At 41.1% G+C, this 15,859-nt stretch carries 16 protein-coding genes; 5 read left to right on the top strand and 11 right to left on the bottom strand.

The features are described 5' to 3' along the window. Positions 1 to 43: 43 nt before the first annotated feature. The 6 genes from pfkA to dnaE form a co-directional block, all read right to left on the bottom strand. Positions 44 to 1,003 (bottom strand): 6-phosphofructokinase, encoded by a 960-nt coding sequence (pfkA, locus tag ACQKMR_RS15345; protein ID WP_427698068.1) that lies wholly within the window; start codon positions 1,001 to 1,003, stop codon positions 44 to 46. 298 nt (positions 1,004 to 1,301) lie between these two features. Next, a complete protein-coding gene (accA, locus tag ACQKMR_RS15340; protein ID WP_427698067.1) occupies positions 1,302 to 2,300 on the bottom strand; it encodes an acetyl-CoA carboxylase carboxyl transferase subunit alpha in 999 nt (332 codons plus the stop codon). Continuing rightward, positions 2,297 to 3,160, bottom strand: a complete 864-nt coding sequence (accD, locus tag ACQKMR_RS15335; protein WP_427698066.1) for an acetyl-CoA carboxylase, carboxyltransferase subunit beta — start codon at positions 3,158 to 3,160, stop codon at positions 2,297 to 2,299. The genes accA and accD overlap by 4 nt, the downstream gene beginning before the upstream one ends. 90 nt (positions 3,161 to 3,250) lie before the next feature. Further along, positions 3,251 to 3,880, bottom strand: coding sequence for a FadR/GntR family transcriptional regulator (locus ACQKMR_RS15330; protein WP_427698065.1), 630 nt, complete (start codon positions 3,878 to 3,880; stop codon positions 3,251 to 3,253). Between the two features lie 5 nt (positions 3,881 to 3,885). Continuing rightward, on the bottom strand, positions 3,886 to 5,127 hold the full coding sequence (locus ACQKMR_RS15325; RefSeq protein WP_427698064.1) for an NAD(P)-dependent malic enzyme: 1,242 nt from the start codon (positions 5,125 to 5,127) through the stop codon (positions 3,886 to 3,888). A gap of 114 nt (positions 5,128 to 5,241) precedes the next feature. Beyond that, positions 5,242 to 8,601, bottom strand: coding sequence for a DNA polymerase III subunit alpha (gene dnaE, locus ACQKMR_RS15320; protein WP_427698063.1), 3,360 nt, complete (start codon positions 8,599 to 8,601; stop codon positions 5,242 to 5,244). Positions 8,602 to 8,782: 181 nt separating this feature from the next. Between dnaE and ACQKMR_RS15315 the strand changes: the two genes are divergently transcribed. Beyond that, positions 8,783 to 9,118, top strand: a complete 336-nt coding sequence (locus tag ACQKMR_RS15315; RefSeq protein WP_427698062.1) for a YtrH family sporulation protein — start codon at positions 8,783 to 8,785, stop codon at positions 9,116 to 9,118. After that, a complete protein-coding gene (ytrI, locus tag ACQKMR_RS15310) occupies positions 9,115 to 9,621 on the top strand; it encodes a sporulation membrane protein YtrI (RefSeq protein ID WP_427698061.1) in 507 nt (168 codons plus the stop codon). Before ACQKMR_RS15315 ends, ytrI begins: the two co-directional genes overlap by 4 nt. Positions 9,622 to 9,775: 154 nt before the next feature. Here ytrI and ACQKMR_RS15305 read toward each other — a convergent pair whose 3' ends face one another. Continuing rightward, complete coding sequence (locus ACQKMR_RS15305; RefSeq protein ID WP_427698060.1) at positions 9,776 to 10,714, bottom strand: DHH family phosphoesterase; 939 nt, start codon at positions 10,712 to 10,714, stop codon at positions 9,776 to 9,778. Positions 10,715 to 10,883: 169 nt separating this feature from the next. On the opposite strand from ACQKMR_RS15305, the gene ACQKMR_RS15300 reads away from it, so the two are divergent. Next, positions 10,884 to 11,186 carry a YtpI family protein gene (locus ACQKMR_RS15300; protein WP_053347284.1) on the top strand — a complete coding sequence of 101 codons (303 nt, stop codon included), beginning with the start codon at positions 10,884 to 10,886 and terminating at the stop codon, positions 11,184 to 11,186. A 33-nt stretch (positions 11,187 to 11,219) separates the two neighbouring features. On the opposite strand, the gene ACQKMR_RS15295 is transcribed toward ACQKMR_RS15300, so the two are convergent. From ACQKMR_RS15295 to ACQKMR_RS15285, 3 genes are all read right to left on the bottom strand, one after another. Further along, complete coding sequence (locus ACQKMR_RS15295; protein WP_427698059.1) at positions 11,220 to 12,539, bottom strand: DRTGG domain-containing protein; 1,320 nt, start codon at positions 12,537 to 12,539, stop codon at positions 11,220 to 11,222. 71 nt (positions 12,540 to 12,610) lie between these two features. After that, a complete protein-coding gene (locus ACQKMR_RS15290; protein WP_427698058.1) occupies positions 12,611 to 12,835 on the bottom strand; it encodes a hypothetical protein in 225 nt (74 codons plus the stop codon). Positions 12,836 to 13,136: 301 nt separating this feature from the next. After that, positions 13,137 to 13,817: a metal-dependent hydrolase gene (locus ACQKMR_RS15285; RefSeq protein WP_427698057.1), complete on the bottom strand. Its 681-nt coding sequence runs from the start codon at positions 13,815 to 13,817 to the stop codon at positions 13,137 to 13,139. Between the two features lie 115 nt (positions 13,818 to 13,932). On the opposite strand from ACQKMR_RS15285, the gene ACQKMR_RS15280 reads away from it, so the two are divergent. Together ACQKMR_RS15280 and ACQKMR_RS15275 are read left to right on the top strand one after the other, a co-directional pair. Then, entirely contained in the window at positions 13,933 to 15,030 is a 1,098-nt protein-coding gene (locus ACQKMR_RS15280; protein ID WP_427698056.1) for a M24 family metallopeptidase, read from the top strand. Positions 15,031 to 15,126: 96 nt separating this feature from the next. Then, entirely contained in the window at positions 15,127 to 15,579 is a 453-nt protein-coding gene (locus tag ACQKMR_RS15275; RefSeq protein ID WP_427698055.1) for a universal stress protein, read from the top strand. A gap of 153 nt (positions 15,580 to 15,732) precedes the next feature. Here ACQKMR_RS15275 and ACQKMR_RS15270 read toward each other — a convergent pair. Further along, positions 15,733 to 15,859 (bottom strand): transposase (locus ACQKMR_RS15270; RefSeq protein WP_427698147.1); only part of this gene is annotated, 127 nt, incomplete at its 5' end.

The following is a 15,859-nucleotide window of genomic DNA, read 5'->3' as shown; positions in this document are numbered from 1 at the left end:
TTCTCAGCACTGATTTTTTTAATTAAACCTAAAACAGTACCAATTAAATTGATAACTCTGCGGATAGATCGTACATTTTCTTGTCAATTGTATGCTCTTTCGCAAGTGCTTCGATGATATCATAATCAACTAGTATATTTTGTTCTATCCCGACTGCCTTACCGCCTTTGCCTTCAAGAAGCAATTCTACAGCCCGTGCTCCGAGTCGGCTTGCCAACACTCGATCAATTGCTGTGGGAGATCCGCCTCGCTGCACATGGCCAAGAACTGTAACACGTGTTTCAAAACCTGCTTTTGCTTCAATTTGTCTGGAAATATCAACGGCACTTCCAACACCTTCAGCGACAATGATAATACTATGCTTTTTCCCTCGGTCATGTCCACGGTTCAACTTTCCAATCATTTCTTCCATATCGTATTTATATTCAGGACATAGAATCGTTTCTGCTCCGCCAGCAAGACCTGCCCAAAGAGCAATATCGCCCGCATTTCTTCCCATAACTTCAACCACATAAGTTCTTTCATGAGAAGTTGCTGTATCCCGAATTTTATCGATAGCATCGATTACCGTGTTTAGGGCCGTATCAAAACCAATTGTAAAATCTGTTCCCGGAATATCATTATCAATCGTTCCAGGAACCCCGATACATGGAAAGCCTCTTTCAGTTAATGCCTTCGCTCCTCGGTAGGAACCATCTCCACCTATAATAACAATGCCCTCAATACCAAACTTATTCAATTGTTCAATAGCTTTTAGCTGACCTTCCTCAGTCTTAAATTCCGGACAGCGAGCTGTATGTAGCATTGTACCGCCGCGATGAATGATATCACCGACCGACCCAAGTTCAAGTTTCCTTATATCTCCATTTATCAGACCTTGATAGCCATGATAAATTCCGAAGACCTCCATCTCATGAAAAATCGCCTTCCGGACAACAGCTCGGACTGCCGGGTTCATACCTGGAGAATCTCCTCCACTGGTTAATACACCTATTCTTTTCATTATTGTCACCTCTCTACAGCACTAATCAAAATTAAGCTCATTTTACCTTTCGTTATTAATTCTACCCTTTTTCTATCTTCAATAAGCAATGACTGTTTCACTTATGCTTACTTGATGTTTTAAGCCTAACCGATTCTCTTCAGAAATTGAAGTAATATGGCGTAAAAATTTGGATTCTTCGCTCAAACAGCTATTTATATGGTACTCGTTTGAATAAGATTGATGTGTATATGCTTCCCAAGTAAGGCTGAAAAAAACGTGTTGCCCTTGGCAGCACGTTTTTTTCATTTGCTAATGCTTATGAATGCTGTTCAACTTCCTTAGGTTTCCCCTCTGGTTGTTTTTCAAATTCATATTCACCAATTTTCTTAAATTTCATATAACGTTGATTGATCAGTTCATCGCTATTCAAAGGAAGCAGCTCGTTAAATGAACGTTTCAGAATATCCTTTATGGCTTCAGCCTGTACATTAGCATCTCGATGGGCGCCGCCTTTCACTTCAGGAATAATTTCATCAATAACCCCTAAGCGATTTAAGTCAGGCGCCGTAATTTGCATTGATTCCGCGGCCCGTTTAGCCTGGGAAGCATCCTTCCAAAGCAAAGCTGCAGCCCCTTCAGGAGAGATTACTGAGTACGTTGAATTCTCTAACATGAAAATTCGATCTCCAACTCCGAGAGCCAAAGCACCACCACTGCCCCCTTCACCGATAACAATACTGATAACTGGCACCTTCAGTCCTGCCATTTCAAAAAGGTTTTTCGCAATGGCCTCACTCTGTCCACGCTCTTCTGCCGCTTTACCCGGGAAAGCCCCCTTCGTATCTATGAAACAAATAATCGGACGATTGAATTTTTCAGCCTGTTTCATTAGACGCAAAGCTTTTCGATAGCCTTCTGGATGGGGCATACCAAAGTTACGACGAATATTTTCCTTCGTATCCTTCCCCCGCTGATGACCGATGATGGTCACGGCTCGTCCTTCAAACTCGGCGATTCCAGCCACAATTGCCTCATCATCCCCATAATAACGATCACCGTGAAACTCAATGAAGTCATTAAATAAAAGCGGAATGTAATCAAGCGTTGTTGGACGGGCCGGATGTCGAGCAATCTGTACACGATCCCATGGTTTTAAATGATTATAAATATCCACTTCTAACTTCTCGAGACGTTTTTCCAAAGTTTCGATTTCAACTGTCAGATCTACATCCGCATCCTTCGTTATTTCCTTCAGCTCTTTAATCTTACTTCGAAGATCTGTAACAGGACGTTCAAACTCTAATTCGTAAATCATAACCATTCACCACCCGGGGCATGGATTTTAAGGATTGTTGTCAATGTTTCTTTTAATTCCGTACGTTTAACTACCGCATCTAATTGCCCATGCTTCATCAAAAATTCAGATGTTTGGAAATCTTCAGGAAGCTCTTCATGAATCGTCTGTTCAATGATTCGACGTCCTGCAAAGCCAATTAAGGCTCCAGGTTCAGCAAGGTTAATATCCCCAAGGGACGCAAAACTTGCTGAAACTCCGCCTGTAGTAGGATGTGTCATCATCGAAATAATCAGACCGCCTTCATTACTGAAAATCTTAAGAGCAGCACTTGTCTTAGCCATCTGCATCAAGCTAAGAACACCTTCCTGCATCCGCGCGCCGCCTGATGCTGTAAATATGATAAACGGAATCTTCAATTCTCCAGCCCGTTCAATCGCCCGGGTAATTTTTTCACCAACGACAGAGCCCATACTTCCCATCCGAAAATTGGAATCCATGATAGCCGTGGAAACTTGATACCCATTTATGCTTCCTACCCCTGTGACCACTGCTTCATTAATCTTGGCTTTCTTTTTATCCTTTTCCAACTTCTCCAGATAATCTGGAAACTGAAGAGGGTTTACTGAAATCATTTCTTTATCAAATTCATTAAAACTACCGGCATCAAATAAAGATTCAATCCGCTCATGAGATGACATCGAATGATGGAATCCGCAATGCAGACAGACTTTCTCATTTTTAACTAATTCTTTTGTATACATGATTTTTTTACAGCCGGGGCATTTAGTCATAATTCCTTCTGGTACATCTTGTTTCTCCCGATCTAAAGGAACCGTTGCATATTTCTTCTTAGACTTCGCAAATAGCTCTTTAAGCAAGCTTAATCCTCCCTTTACCACCAATTATCTATATTATGATACTTGGTCCAAACTATATCAAAAATAAAATTAGTATCGTGTAAAAAGGTGTCACTCGTCCTTCGACATATTTCTAATTCTAATTAGATACGTTTCAATGGCTTTTTCTTCATCTCGTTCGAGCAAATATGTAAGTAATGCAAGATAATCTTCTTTCTTCGTTTTACCCAGTACCAACTCTGATGTTCTTGCATAGCTGTTGACTATGCGCCAAATTCTTTCCAGCAATCGATTACGATTTAATATGGCAATTCTTAAGAAGAATTCGTCATCAAGAAACTCATCAGCTTTGACCCAGGCGATTAATCGTTTGATGTCTTCAGCTGTAGCGAAAAAGGCTACAATTCGTAAACAGTCAATTTCAATCAATCTTTTCGTCTCAGCTAAATCTTCTTGTACCTTTTTGTCTTGCAAAAAAAAGGTTCCCAGAAGCTCTACTAACTTATGCTCCTGGAAATCCCTGATAAAAGTCCCTTCACCACGTCTTGTTTCTATCAATCCTAATAGCTCTAAGGCACGCAATGCTTCACGGACAGAGGAACGACCTACATTCAGTCGATCCGATAACTCCCGTTCAGAAGGAATTTTATCTCCTGGTAAAAGGCTGTCCGCTTCAATCATGCTACGTAGGCTCTCAACTACATCGAGATAAATTTTGGATGAAGAAGTTCGATCCGCCAAATTTATTATTCCTCACTTTTTCCAATGATCGCTAATTTTCTTGTTTTTTCTTTAATTTCTTCTGGATTTACTTGAATTCTCGCCACTCCCGTTTCCATCGCTGCCTTTGCCACAGCAGCCGCGACGGCAGGTGCTACTCTTTCATCAAAAGGAGCAGGAATAACGTAGTCTTCGTGAAGCTCATGTTCTTGTATTAAACCGGCTATTGCCTGAACAGCGGCTACCTTCATTTTTTCATTGATATGTGTCGCACGTACATCTAAAGCTCCACGGAAGATTCCAGGGAAGGCAAGAACGTTATTAACCTGGTTTGGAAAATCCGAACGTCCTGTCCCAACTACCTTGGCACCAGCTTCTTTCGCTTCTCCCGGCATGATTTCCGGATCAGGATTAGCCATAGCGAAAATGATTGCATCCCGGTTCATTGTGGAAACCATTTCTTTGGTTAACGCGCCGGCTGCAGAAACACCGACAAAGACATCCGCATTTTGAATAACTACTTCTAGAGATCCTTCAACCTTATCTCTATTGGTTACTTTGGCCACTTGTTCTTTTATCTCATTCATGCCTAACGCACGGCCCTCATAAATGGCGCCTTTTGTGTCACACATAATAATGTCACGTACTCCATAGCTATAAAGCAATTTAATGATTGCAATGCCAGCAGCACCGGCTCCATTTGCTACCACTTTAATTTCTGATATTGATTTATTTACAAGGCGTAAAGCATTTACAAGACCGGCAACAGTTACAATTGCTGTCCCATGCTGATCATCATGAAAAACAGGGATATTCATTTCTTTCTTAAGCCGTTCTTCAATTTCAAAACAATTCGGTGCGGCAATGTCCTCTAAGTTCACTCCGCCGAATGTAGGCTCAAGTAATTTAACAGTCTCTACAATTTTATCCACTTCTGTCGTTTTTAAACAAATTGGAAAAGAGTCGACTCCTGCAAAACTCTTAAATAAAACGGCTTTACCTTCCATAACTGGCAAAGCAGCTTCTGGGCCAATGTTTCCAAGCCCCAACACAGCCGTTCCATCAGAAATGACAGCCACTGTATTCCCTTTCATCGTATAGTCATAAACAGTTTCTGGCTTCTCGTAAATTTCTTTACACGGTTCCGCAACACCAGGAGAATAAGCCAAGCTTAAGTCTTCGGCATTCCTAACCGGTACCTTTGAAACTGTTTCTAACTTTCCTTGATTCAAGCGATGCATATGTAATGCTTCTTCTCTTAATGTCATATTTTCACTCCTAAAACGAATTGGTCAAACCGAAAACTATATATGCTGAAATCTAGTGGTCAGACCACAGCGGCCTGTTTTCAATATAACACATCTATTAAAGTTGTAAAACAGTTATTCTCTCTTATACACTACATTCCCTTTTCCGACAATGTCAAATAATGCCTGAATTAAACTGTCCGTAGGGCTGACCCAATCCCAATATGATAGCTGTACATAGCGATTTTCCCGCTCATAAAAAAGCATGACCTTCGTTTCACCACTATGCTGCATTAAAATTTTTTTTATTTTTTGAAGAGTATCCTTTGTTTGCTTTTCAGCTTCAATTTTCAAGAATAGTGTTCCATTTATTCCCTGTTTCATCTTTTTCACTTGTTCAAGCGGGTATACATATTGGATAATGAGCTGGGTTTTCCCATCCCGCTCTTCCAATGTTCCTTTAAGCATAACAAGCTGCCCGTGATTCAAGAAAGCAGAATGGTTTTTATACACATTTGGGAACACGACTGCTTCAATGTCCCCCTCTTCATCACTAACGGTCAAAAAGGCCATAACATCGCCTTTTTTTGTTCTAATAGTTTTAACAGCTGTTATATATACTCCGAGCAGAACTTTTGACTCTTTTTTATTAGTTGCTTCATCAATGGTTAAGCAACCGAAATACTGAAAAAGATCTCTGTAGCTTGTCACTGGATGATTTGAAAGATATAGCCCCAGGACACTTTTTTCCAAGGAAAGTTTGTCTTCAACGGGAATAGGGTCGACATGGTTATATTTTGGTTTGAGTGAAAACTCCCCATCCGAAAACATATTAAATAAATCATCGTCTGGATTAACCAATTCGGTATGGCTGATAGCTACGTCCAAACTCGCTAATAATGTAGCACGGTCTTCCCCGAATTCATCAAATGAGCCTGAATGAACAAGCGCCTCCAACACTTTTCGATTGACAATTTTTCCAGAAACTCGCAAACAGAAATCGAATAAATCAGCGAATTTCTTTTGTCTTCTTGCAGCAAATATTTCTTTTAAAACTGTACCGCCTATTCCTTTGATTGCTCCAAGGCTAAAACGGACCCCTTCCTTTTCTGGTAAAAATGGGAATCCACTTTGATTAATAGAAGGAGGCAGAACCTTAATCCCATTCTTTTTGGCTTCACGGGCATATTGGGAAATCTTTTCATCATTCCCAACAACCGATGTCATAAGGGCTGCCATAAAATATTCTGGATAATAGGTTTTTAAGTAACCTAGTTGATAGGCTATGACACTATAAGCCACTGCATGACTCCGGTTGAATCCATAGTTAGCAAAGCGAACAATTAACGTATAAATTTCTTCAGCCGTTTTCTCAGAATATCCTTGTTTCAAAGCACCACTTACAAAATGCTGCCGCTCTTGGTCGAGAACTTCCTTCTTCTTCTTCGAGACAGCCCGGCGTAATAGGTCAGCTTCCCCAAGTGAGAATCCAGCAAGTCGAGATGCAATTTTCATAATTTGTTCTTGATAAACGATGACTCCGTATGTAGGTTCAAGGATATCCTTCAAATCTGGGTGCAGGTAGTCAATTGGCGTTAATCCATGTTTCCGCTCGATAAACAGCGGAATGTTTTCCATCGGGCCTGGACGGTACAAAGCATTGACCGCGACAATATCCTCAAAACGGTTCGGTTTCAGCTTGATTAAAACCTTCCGGATACCATCAGATTCAAATTGAAACACACCGGTTGTTTCACCTCGGCCTAACAGAGATAACGTCTCAGGATCATCCATCGGTATGTTGGCCAAATCCAGCTTTTTCCCGGTTCCTTTTTTGATGTTTTTTAAAATATTATCAATGAGCGTTAAATTACGAAGTCCTAGAAAATCCATTTTAAGAAGCCCTAGTTCCTCTAGGATGTCCATCGGATATTGGGCCAGATGGATGCCCTCATGCCCTCCTTGAATCGGGATATGCTCGGTCAAAGCCTGGTCGCTGATGACGACGCCGGCCGCATGGGTCGAAGTATGACGAGGGAGTCCTTCAAGCAATAATGCTGTTTGAAATAGCTTCTGATTTAGGTCACTTGCATTAACAAATTCCTGAAGACGCTTGGATTCATTGAAAGCTTCAGGAAGCGTGATGCCGAGCCGACCCGGAATCATTTTCGATATAGCTTCCTGCTCCTTCGGATTCAAGCCGAACACACGCCCAGTGTCACGCAACGCAGCTTTGGCTGCCAATGTTCCGAATGTAATGATTTGTGCTACATGAAATTCCCCGTACTTTTTCGCGACATAGGCAATCACTTCTTCGCGACGGTTATCAGGAAAATCAATATCGATATCCGGCATCGACACTCGCTCTGGATTCAGAAAACGCTCAAACAGAAGGGAATGTTCCATCGGATCGACATCCGTTATTGATAATACGTATGCAACCATCGAACCTGCGGCTGATCCCCTTCCAGGGCCGGTCAAAATCTGATTGTCCTTGGCGAATTTCATGAAGTCCCATACGATTAAAAAGTAATCGCTGAATTTCATCTTATTAATAACATCCAGTTCATACCGAAGGCGCTCTTCGTAATGGGCGGATGGTTCAGACAGTCTTTTCTTTAATCCTTGGAAACAGACGGCCTCAAGCATTTCTTCAGCCGTAACTCCAGCTTCAGTAGGGTACTTAGGCAGCAGGGAACGATGAAACGGAATATCGAGATTGCATTGCGTGGCAACATGGAGCGTATTTTCGAGTGCATCCGGCCTGTCATGGAATAATTCTGCCATCTCAGCTCGACTTTTTAAATAAAACTGCTTGGATGCAAGCACCGTCCGTGTCTCATCTGCAAGCTTGTCACCATTTCCGATGGCCAGCAGCACTTCTTGAGCGAGTGCATCACTTTCATTCAAATAATAGACTGGATTCGTCGCTACAATCTTTATCTCTAATTCTTTCGCCAACAGACTGATGGCTTCGTTTTGTTTCTCTTCTTCTGCAATTGAAAGTCTTTGAATGGAAACATAAAAGTTATCTTGGCCAAAAATCTGAAGAAATTGTTCCGCTGCCTTTTGAGCCTCTACCGGCTTTTCTTCCCTCAGAAGGGTTTCTACTTGTCCCTCCGCTCCTGGCGAGATGGCTATTAATCCCCGTGAATAGGCTTTAAGCCAGTTCATTGGAAGTCCTGACGGAGATTTTGTTTTAATGGCACTGCTTATTTTAAGCAGATTTTGATATCCTTGAAGATTTTTTGCTAATAAAAGAAGGCGATGTGCCGCTTCCTGTTCATCAAGAACATCTGCAAGAATGCCGATAATCGGCTTTATCCCCTGTCTCTTACATTCTTTATAAAAATAGACCGAACCGTACATAACATTTCGATCGGTTAAAGCAAGACTTGTACAGCCATCCGCTTTCGCTTTGGCCACTAGTTCACTGATTTTCACCGTACTTGTCAGCAGGCTGTATCCGCTCTGAATATGGAGATGAGTATACACGTTTTTTCTCCCACCTTTGTAAGGCATGTTTCTTTTCATTATAGTGTTTATTTCAAAAAAAGAAAATATGTTCTCATTGCCAGTATCTTTTCATACCTTGATTTTGCCCGACTATCATATTACCTCAGTACTTCCCATATAAATAGAGTAGAAGAATATAAAGCCAAAAGGATGATGATACATGAATGAAGCCTTTGTTCCGGCATTTATCAACAGTTTTTTCATATCGCTAGGAGTTTTGCTTGGCGGGTCGATAATCGGTGGGCTGGCTGCTTTTTTCACGGGACAAGCCCCAATGACGACTGTGTTTCGATTATCAGACAGCCTGCGCATTTGGGCGATTGTCGCTGCCATCGGCGGAACTTTTGATATGGTCTATAATTTTGAACGAGGAATTTTCCACGGTGAAACGAAGGACATCGTCAAACAAGTTCTATTGATTCTTTCCGCACTTGCCGGAGCACAGACAGGAGCGCTGATCATCAACTGGTTCACTCAGGAGCATATTTCATCATGAGGATTCCTCCATATCACCGGTCCCCCACCTGGCAGCGTTTTTTTGCTGGAGCTGCACTTGGGGGATTGCTCAGCTGGGTGATCTTCTTTTATATGTACGGGGTTCAGCAAGAAACACAGATACGGATCATTCATGACCAAAGAGAAAAGATCAAGGATTTGAACGAAAAAATTGGGATCTGGGAGCATGAGTATAAAAAATTAAACCAGCAAAACGAAGAGATTTTAACGATTCAAGAAGTGGAAGTAACCATTACGAATGGAAAAATATACAGTCTCGATCAACTTAGTGTCGCTGAAGCAGAGGATGTGATAGAAGATGACCTCTCCTCTCTTCTCGCCAAGGATGTCGTAAGCGTTTATAACGGAAAAATGCTGTTGAAAAAATCAATTGAAAATAAAATCGTGAATATTAATAAAAAGCGTTATACTCTTGAAGTCGTTGAAATCATGTTTTATACGAAAATGAATATTGAAATCAAACTAAAGAGGACTAGTTCTTAATATGAAGACGAAAATGATTCTGTACGTCTGTTTGGTAGGTGAATGATGAATCCAATTTTAAATATCCACCAAAATAAAGACCAAATCCACATGTGATTTGGTCTTTAAATGTTATTCAATTATTGCTCAGTAAAATAAAACTATTTACTGTTTTTTATTCTGCTTTATTCAACTCTTCTAAATCAGCAAGAATATTGTCCACTTCATCCCAAGAATAGATGGAAGCCCCTGCTGCAAGCGGATGGCCTCCGCCGTTATATTTCCGGGCAATCGTATTGATGATTGGCCCTTTGGAACGGAAACGAACTCGGATTTCTTTTTCCTCTTCGATGAAAAAGACCCATGATTTCACGTTTTTAATCGAACCAAGCGAGGAGACGAGCTGAGAGGCCTCTGATGTCGAAGCATGGAATTTTTCTAGTATATCTTTTGTGATGATCATTTTCCCCGTGCCATATGGAAGGATCTCAAAATGCTGCAGCACATAGCCATTCAACCTGACAATGCTTTCATTGACGTCATACATCTCCTGATATAATTGCGGGCGGGAGAACGAATAGTGAATCAATTCACTGGCATAGGCAAATGTCTTTTCAGTCGTGCTTTGGAATAGGAAACGACCTGTATCGCCAACGATACCTGCATACAAAAGACGGGCTGCTTCATCACTCATTCTCAAGCCTTGGTCTTTACCGAACTGATAAAATTCATAAATCATTTCACTCGTAGAACTTGATGATGTATCGACCCAACGCATATCGCCATATGGATCTTCGTTAGGATGATGATCAATCTTAATTAATTTATCTCCCGTCGTGTAACGTCTATCACAAATCCGGTCTGTATTTGCGGTATCACACACAATGACCAAAGCACCTTGATAGGTTTCATCTGAAATCACATCGAGCCTTCTTAAATAATTCAATGATGGTTCCTCTTTCCCAACCGTGAAAATTTGTTTTTCAGGGAAAGATGCTTTCAGAATTTCCGCCAGTCCCCCTTGGGAACCATAAGCATCCGGATCCGGACGGACATGACGATGGATAATAATAGTATCGTAACGCTTAATATCTGCTAAGATCTCAGCTTTCATATAAATCTCCTTCTATATATGTATTATCGTGCTTAATATAAAGATGATATATTTTATTTAATCAAAAAATCGGAGAAATAGGAAGAGTCATCTTGTTTACGGTGGCATTCTACTAAGTTTCCCGCTACAATAATAAGGTACATATGTTAAATTGGGGGAATTATTAACAATGCCTATTCTTGTCACCTTGATTGTTCTTTCACTAGGGGTCTATTTGTTTTATAAAATTAAATCGGTGCGTACAAAAATGCCGATGGAGAAAAAGTGGATTTCTGGAAAGTCTTCCATTGCCCTCGGTGCTTTTGTTTCTCTATTCGGAGTCAATCAGCTTTTTCTATTCCACACGACAACAACTTATATCATCTCTGCCGTTTTCATCTTCGTCGGAGTATTCAGCATCTGGGGAGGATATAAAATGTATAAATTTTACCTCCCGCATGCGATTGAAGAAGCTGCAAATCAAAAAGGATAATCGAATTCGATTATCCTTTTTGATTTATTTTTTTTACGAACGATCGAGCAATTGGCAAGTTAGCATTGCCTTACCGACAAGTTTGCCTTGGTTAAACACCTCAACATCTACTTTTCCGAATTTACGTCCAACATCAAGAACTCGCGGATGGATTTCAAGCGTACTGTCGATCTGGACTGGCTTGATGAAGTAAATTGTCATATTTTCAACGACTAAGTCACCACGCTTATAGCTTCTAAGTGCCCGGTTTGCTGAATCGGTAACCAAAGTCGTGAAAACTCCGCTTGAAATGGTCCCAAGATAATTGGTCATTTGCGGAGTGACGCCATAGTTATACACTTCCTCGCCCTTCCCGCGATTTGAAGTCATAACAAGCTGACTCGTAATCGTATCGTCAATCGTTTCGCCCACCTGTGGCTGCCTTTGACTCATTTGCAGTGCCTTCAGTACATCCTGCCTGCTCACTATTCCCTTTAGAATATGACTGTCGTTTACGACTGGAATTAACTCGATGCCTTCCCACACCATCATATGGGCAGAAGAAGCGACACTCATCTTATCGCCTACGGTCATTGGATTTTTCGTCATCACCTTTTCAATGAGTGTTAATTCTTCCTGACCCATAATATCTTTTGATGTGACCATACCTTGAACCTTCATATTCTCATCAACAACAGGGAAACGGCTGTGCCCTGATTTCTGATTAAGTTCATGCCAAGTCTGAACCCGGTCACCTACTGTTAAAAAGGTCGTTTCTTGAACAGGAGTCAAAATATCCTCTACCAACAAAATTTCCTTTTTAATCAATTGGTCATAAATCGCCCTGTTGATCATGGTTGCTACGGTAAATGTATCATAACTCGTAGAAATGACTGGCATTTCCAATTCATCGGCTAATTTTTTAACAGGTTCTTCAGTATCGAAACCACCGGTAATCAGCACTGCTGCCCCCGCTTTTAACGCTTGCTCATGGGCCTGGGTACGGTTCCCTACAATCAGCAGATTTCCTGCACCTGTATATCTCATCATTGCATCCAGCTTCATCGCCCCGATGACAAATTTATTTAATGTCTTATGAAGACCCGTTTTCCCACCTAGAACTTGTCCGTCTACAATATTAACTACCTCAGCGAACGTGAGCTTTTCAATATTTTCTTTTTTCTTTTTCTCAATACGAATCGTACCGACCCGCTCAATGGAACTTACATAGCCTTGATTCTCTGCCTCTTTAATAGCTCGATATGCCGTACCTTCACTTACATTCAATGCTTTGGCAATTTGGCGGACGGAAATCTTTTCGCCAACAGGCAGTCCATCGATATGTTTTAATATTTGTTCATGCTTTGTAGCCAAGCGCTTCACCCTTTTCACGGTATTCCTATTCTCCATTATAAGGTCAAAGAGCCTAGTTTATCAAACTACTACTAATATTGACGTAACCTTTTGTATTCCATCTTCCGTTTTGCTTTGTGTTTTTTAGGTGAATATAGAATCCCCGTCAAGTTTCCAGCTACCGCCAATAGCGCAAACAACAACCAAGATCCAGCAAACAGGCTCTCCAAACCGCCGCTTTCAAGCGACAGACGCGGCACCGCATAATACAGCATCACCCCGCACAAAAGCAGACACAACAATAACCTCTGTTTCATCCAATCCCTCCTTTTTTCCATCTATTCATTTTATGCCTGCAAAAGAAAAAAAGAATCTTGACTCATTTGTGAATGAACTAGGTTTAATTTCTCCTTATGTTCATGACTTCTGCTCAAATATAAAATTATTATTATTATTATTATTATGATAAAACATCCTGAGCACTTCCAGTTAATTTCAGATTATTCTCTCCAGCTCCTTTTTTGATACTGATATTATCTAATACCTAATTCCGTAACCATCCATTCGGCTAATTTTCACTCATATAAAAACGGGAGCCCCTGCAGGCTCCCGTTCCTCTTATAATTCGATTTCATCTCCGACTTTCATGACTAGTCCATTTTCCTCTTCAAGCAAGTCAATGAATTTGTTCGGATCCTGTTTAATGACAGGGAAAGTATTGTAATGAATCGGCACGACTTGCTTGGCCTGAAGGAATTCCGCTGCAAGTGCTGCGTCCTCAGGCCCCATGGTGTAATTGTCGCCGATTGGCAGAAATGCCAAGTCAATTGGATGTCGTTTGCCTATCAGTTTCATGTCAGAATAAACCGCTGTATCACCTGCATGATAGATTGTTTTTCCTTCTGCAGTAAGTAATACGCCGGCTGGCATCCCTAAATATATGATTTGGCCATCCTCTGTACTGAAACCTGTTCCATGGAAAGCTGGTGTCAGTTTCACTTTTCCAAATTCAAACTCGAATGCACCACCGATGCTCATTCCGTGGGTCCGAACGCCTTGAGCTCCTAAATAGTCGGCAATTTCGGCAATGCCGATGACAAGTGCATCATGCTTCTTCGCTAATTCAACCGTGTCACCAACGTGGTCATTATGACCATGTGTTAAGATAATCACATCCGGTTTCACATCTTCTACCTTCAAATCCGTTAATTCATTTCCTGTAATAAACGGGTCAAATAAAATTGTTTTACCTTTCGTTTCAACTTTTACAATTGCATGTCCATGAAAAGATACTTTCATTTCTGATACTCCCTTCCCATACCACTAATTTTTAATAGCCTTATTAGGCCTTTCCCATTTACTATACTTTTAAATATTGCTAAGGTAATTATATCTTATTAATGGAGGTATCGTCATGAATGAACGTTTGACAGAACTACAAAATTGGCTTCAGGCCAATGAGGTTGAAGCAGCATTACTTACATCCACAGAGAGCATCTTCTATTTAAGCGGGTTCTTTAGTGATCCTCATGAAAGACTGCTTGCACTTGCCATTTTTGCAAATGCCGACCCATTCCTAGTCTGCCCGCAGATGGAAGTTCCGGATGCTAAACATGCTGGATGGAATGGGGATATCATCGGTTATACCGATATTGAAAATCCATGGGAAAAAGTTAAGCAAGCAGTGGTGAATCGCGGGTTAACCATAAATAAAATGGCTATTGAAAAAGAGCATATGAATGTAGAACGCTATGAAAAGGTCCAACATCACTTCGGAGCACCAAAACTCGTTTCAGCTGAAGAAAAACTTCAAAGGATGCGGATGATCAAATCAGAAGGTGAAATGGTCAAAATCCGTGAAGCATGTCGTCTCGCTGACGTTGCAATCGAAGTGGGTGTCAATGAAATCCATGAGGGTAAAACGGAAATGGAGATCCTCGCGGCTATTGAATTCGAAATGAAAAAGGCTGGAGTAAGCGAAATGTCATTCTCTACCATGGTCCTGACAGGTAAAAATGGCGCTTCTCCTCATGGCACACCTGGGATTACGAAAGTTCAGCGTGGCGACCTTGTCCTCTTTGACTTAGGCGTCGTCTTTGAAGGATACTGCTCTGACATCACAAGAACTGTTGCTTACGGTGACATCAATGATAAACAAGCAGATATCTATGAAACGGTAAGAAAAGCTCAAGAAGCTGCGGTTACAGCCAGTAAACCTGGTGTTTCCTGTTCGGAGATTGACTTGACAGCCAGAAATATTATCAGAAATCAAGGATATGGTGAATACTTCCCGCACCGCCTCGGTCACGGACTCGGCATCAGCGTCCATGAATATCCGTCCTTAACGGAAACGAATTCTCTCAAACTGCAATCAGGAATGGTTTATACGATTGAACCAGGTATATATGTTCCAAATGTTGCAGGGGTCAGGATCGAAGATGATCTGTATATCACCGATACAGGCTGTGAAGTTTTGACGAAATATCCAAAGAGCCTGCAAATCTTAAGATAGCACAAATGAAACATTCGCTAATTTGTTACAATTGAGACAAGTTTCACCTGGTAAATCATTATATAATAAGAATGAAATAGAAGGAGGAGATTCACTATGAATAGTATAGATTATAAAAATATTCTAGTAGCAGTGGACGGTTCGGAAGAAGCAGAGTGGGCCTTAAAAAAGGCAATCTATTTAGCAAAACTCAGTGACGCGACCCTTGTGCTTGCACATATCGTGGACACAAGGAATTTCCCTACTATTGAAGCTTATGATATGACTATCCGTGATCGCTCTGAAACCTTTGCCAATGAACTATTGGAAAAGTATAAAACGGAAGCCATTGCATCCGGGATTGCAAACGTCCAAACTGAAGTAGCCTATGGTTCTCCTAAAGTTCAAATTCCAAGAGATTTAGCAAAAAAACATACGATCGATTTAATTGTATGCGGTGCAACAGGCCTTAATGCTGTCGAACGTTTCTTGATCGGCAGTGTGTCAGAAGGCATCGTTCGTCATTCAAACTGCGATGTAATCGTCGTGCGTACGAATGTTGATAAATAATGATAATAAAAAAAAGCTCGTTCACCGAAATTGGTGAGCGAGCTTCAGTTTGTAGACAAAAGGGGTTCGGAATGTTTTAATTCCGGCCCCCTTTTGAAATTCCCTTTGAATTTTGTTCAAGATTAAGAGATTGGGCCTCTACGAGCCCACTATTTAAGCCATTCTTAGACCTTGCCATGTCCAATTGGCCATCCTCTTTAAATTCATGGCAGCGAAAGTAAGCATCGCCTGCATCGACATTTTTTTAAGTCCCCTTAAAGTGGTCCAACGCATACCATGC

The sequence above is a fragment of the Peribacillus sp. NPDC096540 genome, assembly GCF_050278525.1.
Classification (GTDB): Bacteria; Bacillota; Bacilli; order Bacillales; family DSM-1321; genus Peribacillus.
The sequence above is the reverse complement of the archived record's forward strand: the minus strand, read 5'-3'. Positions and strand labels throughout refer to the sequence as shown.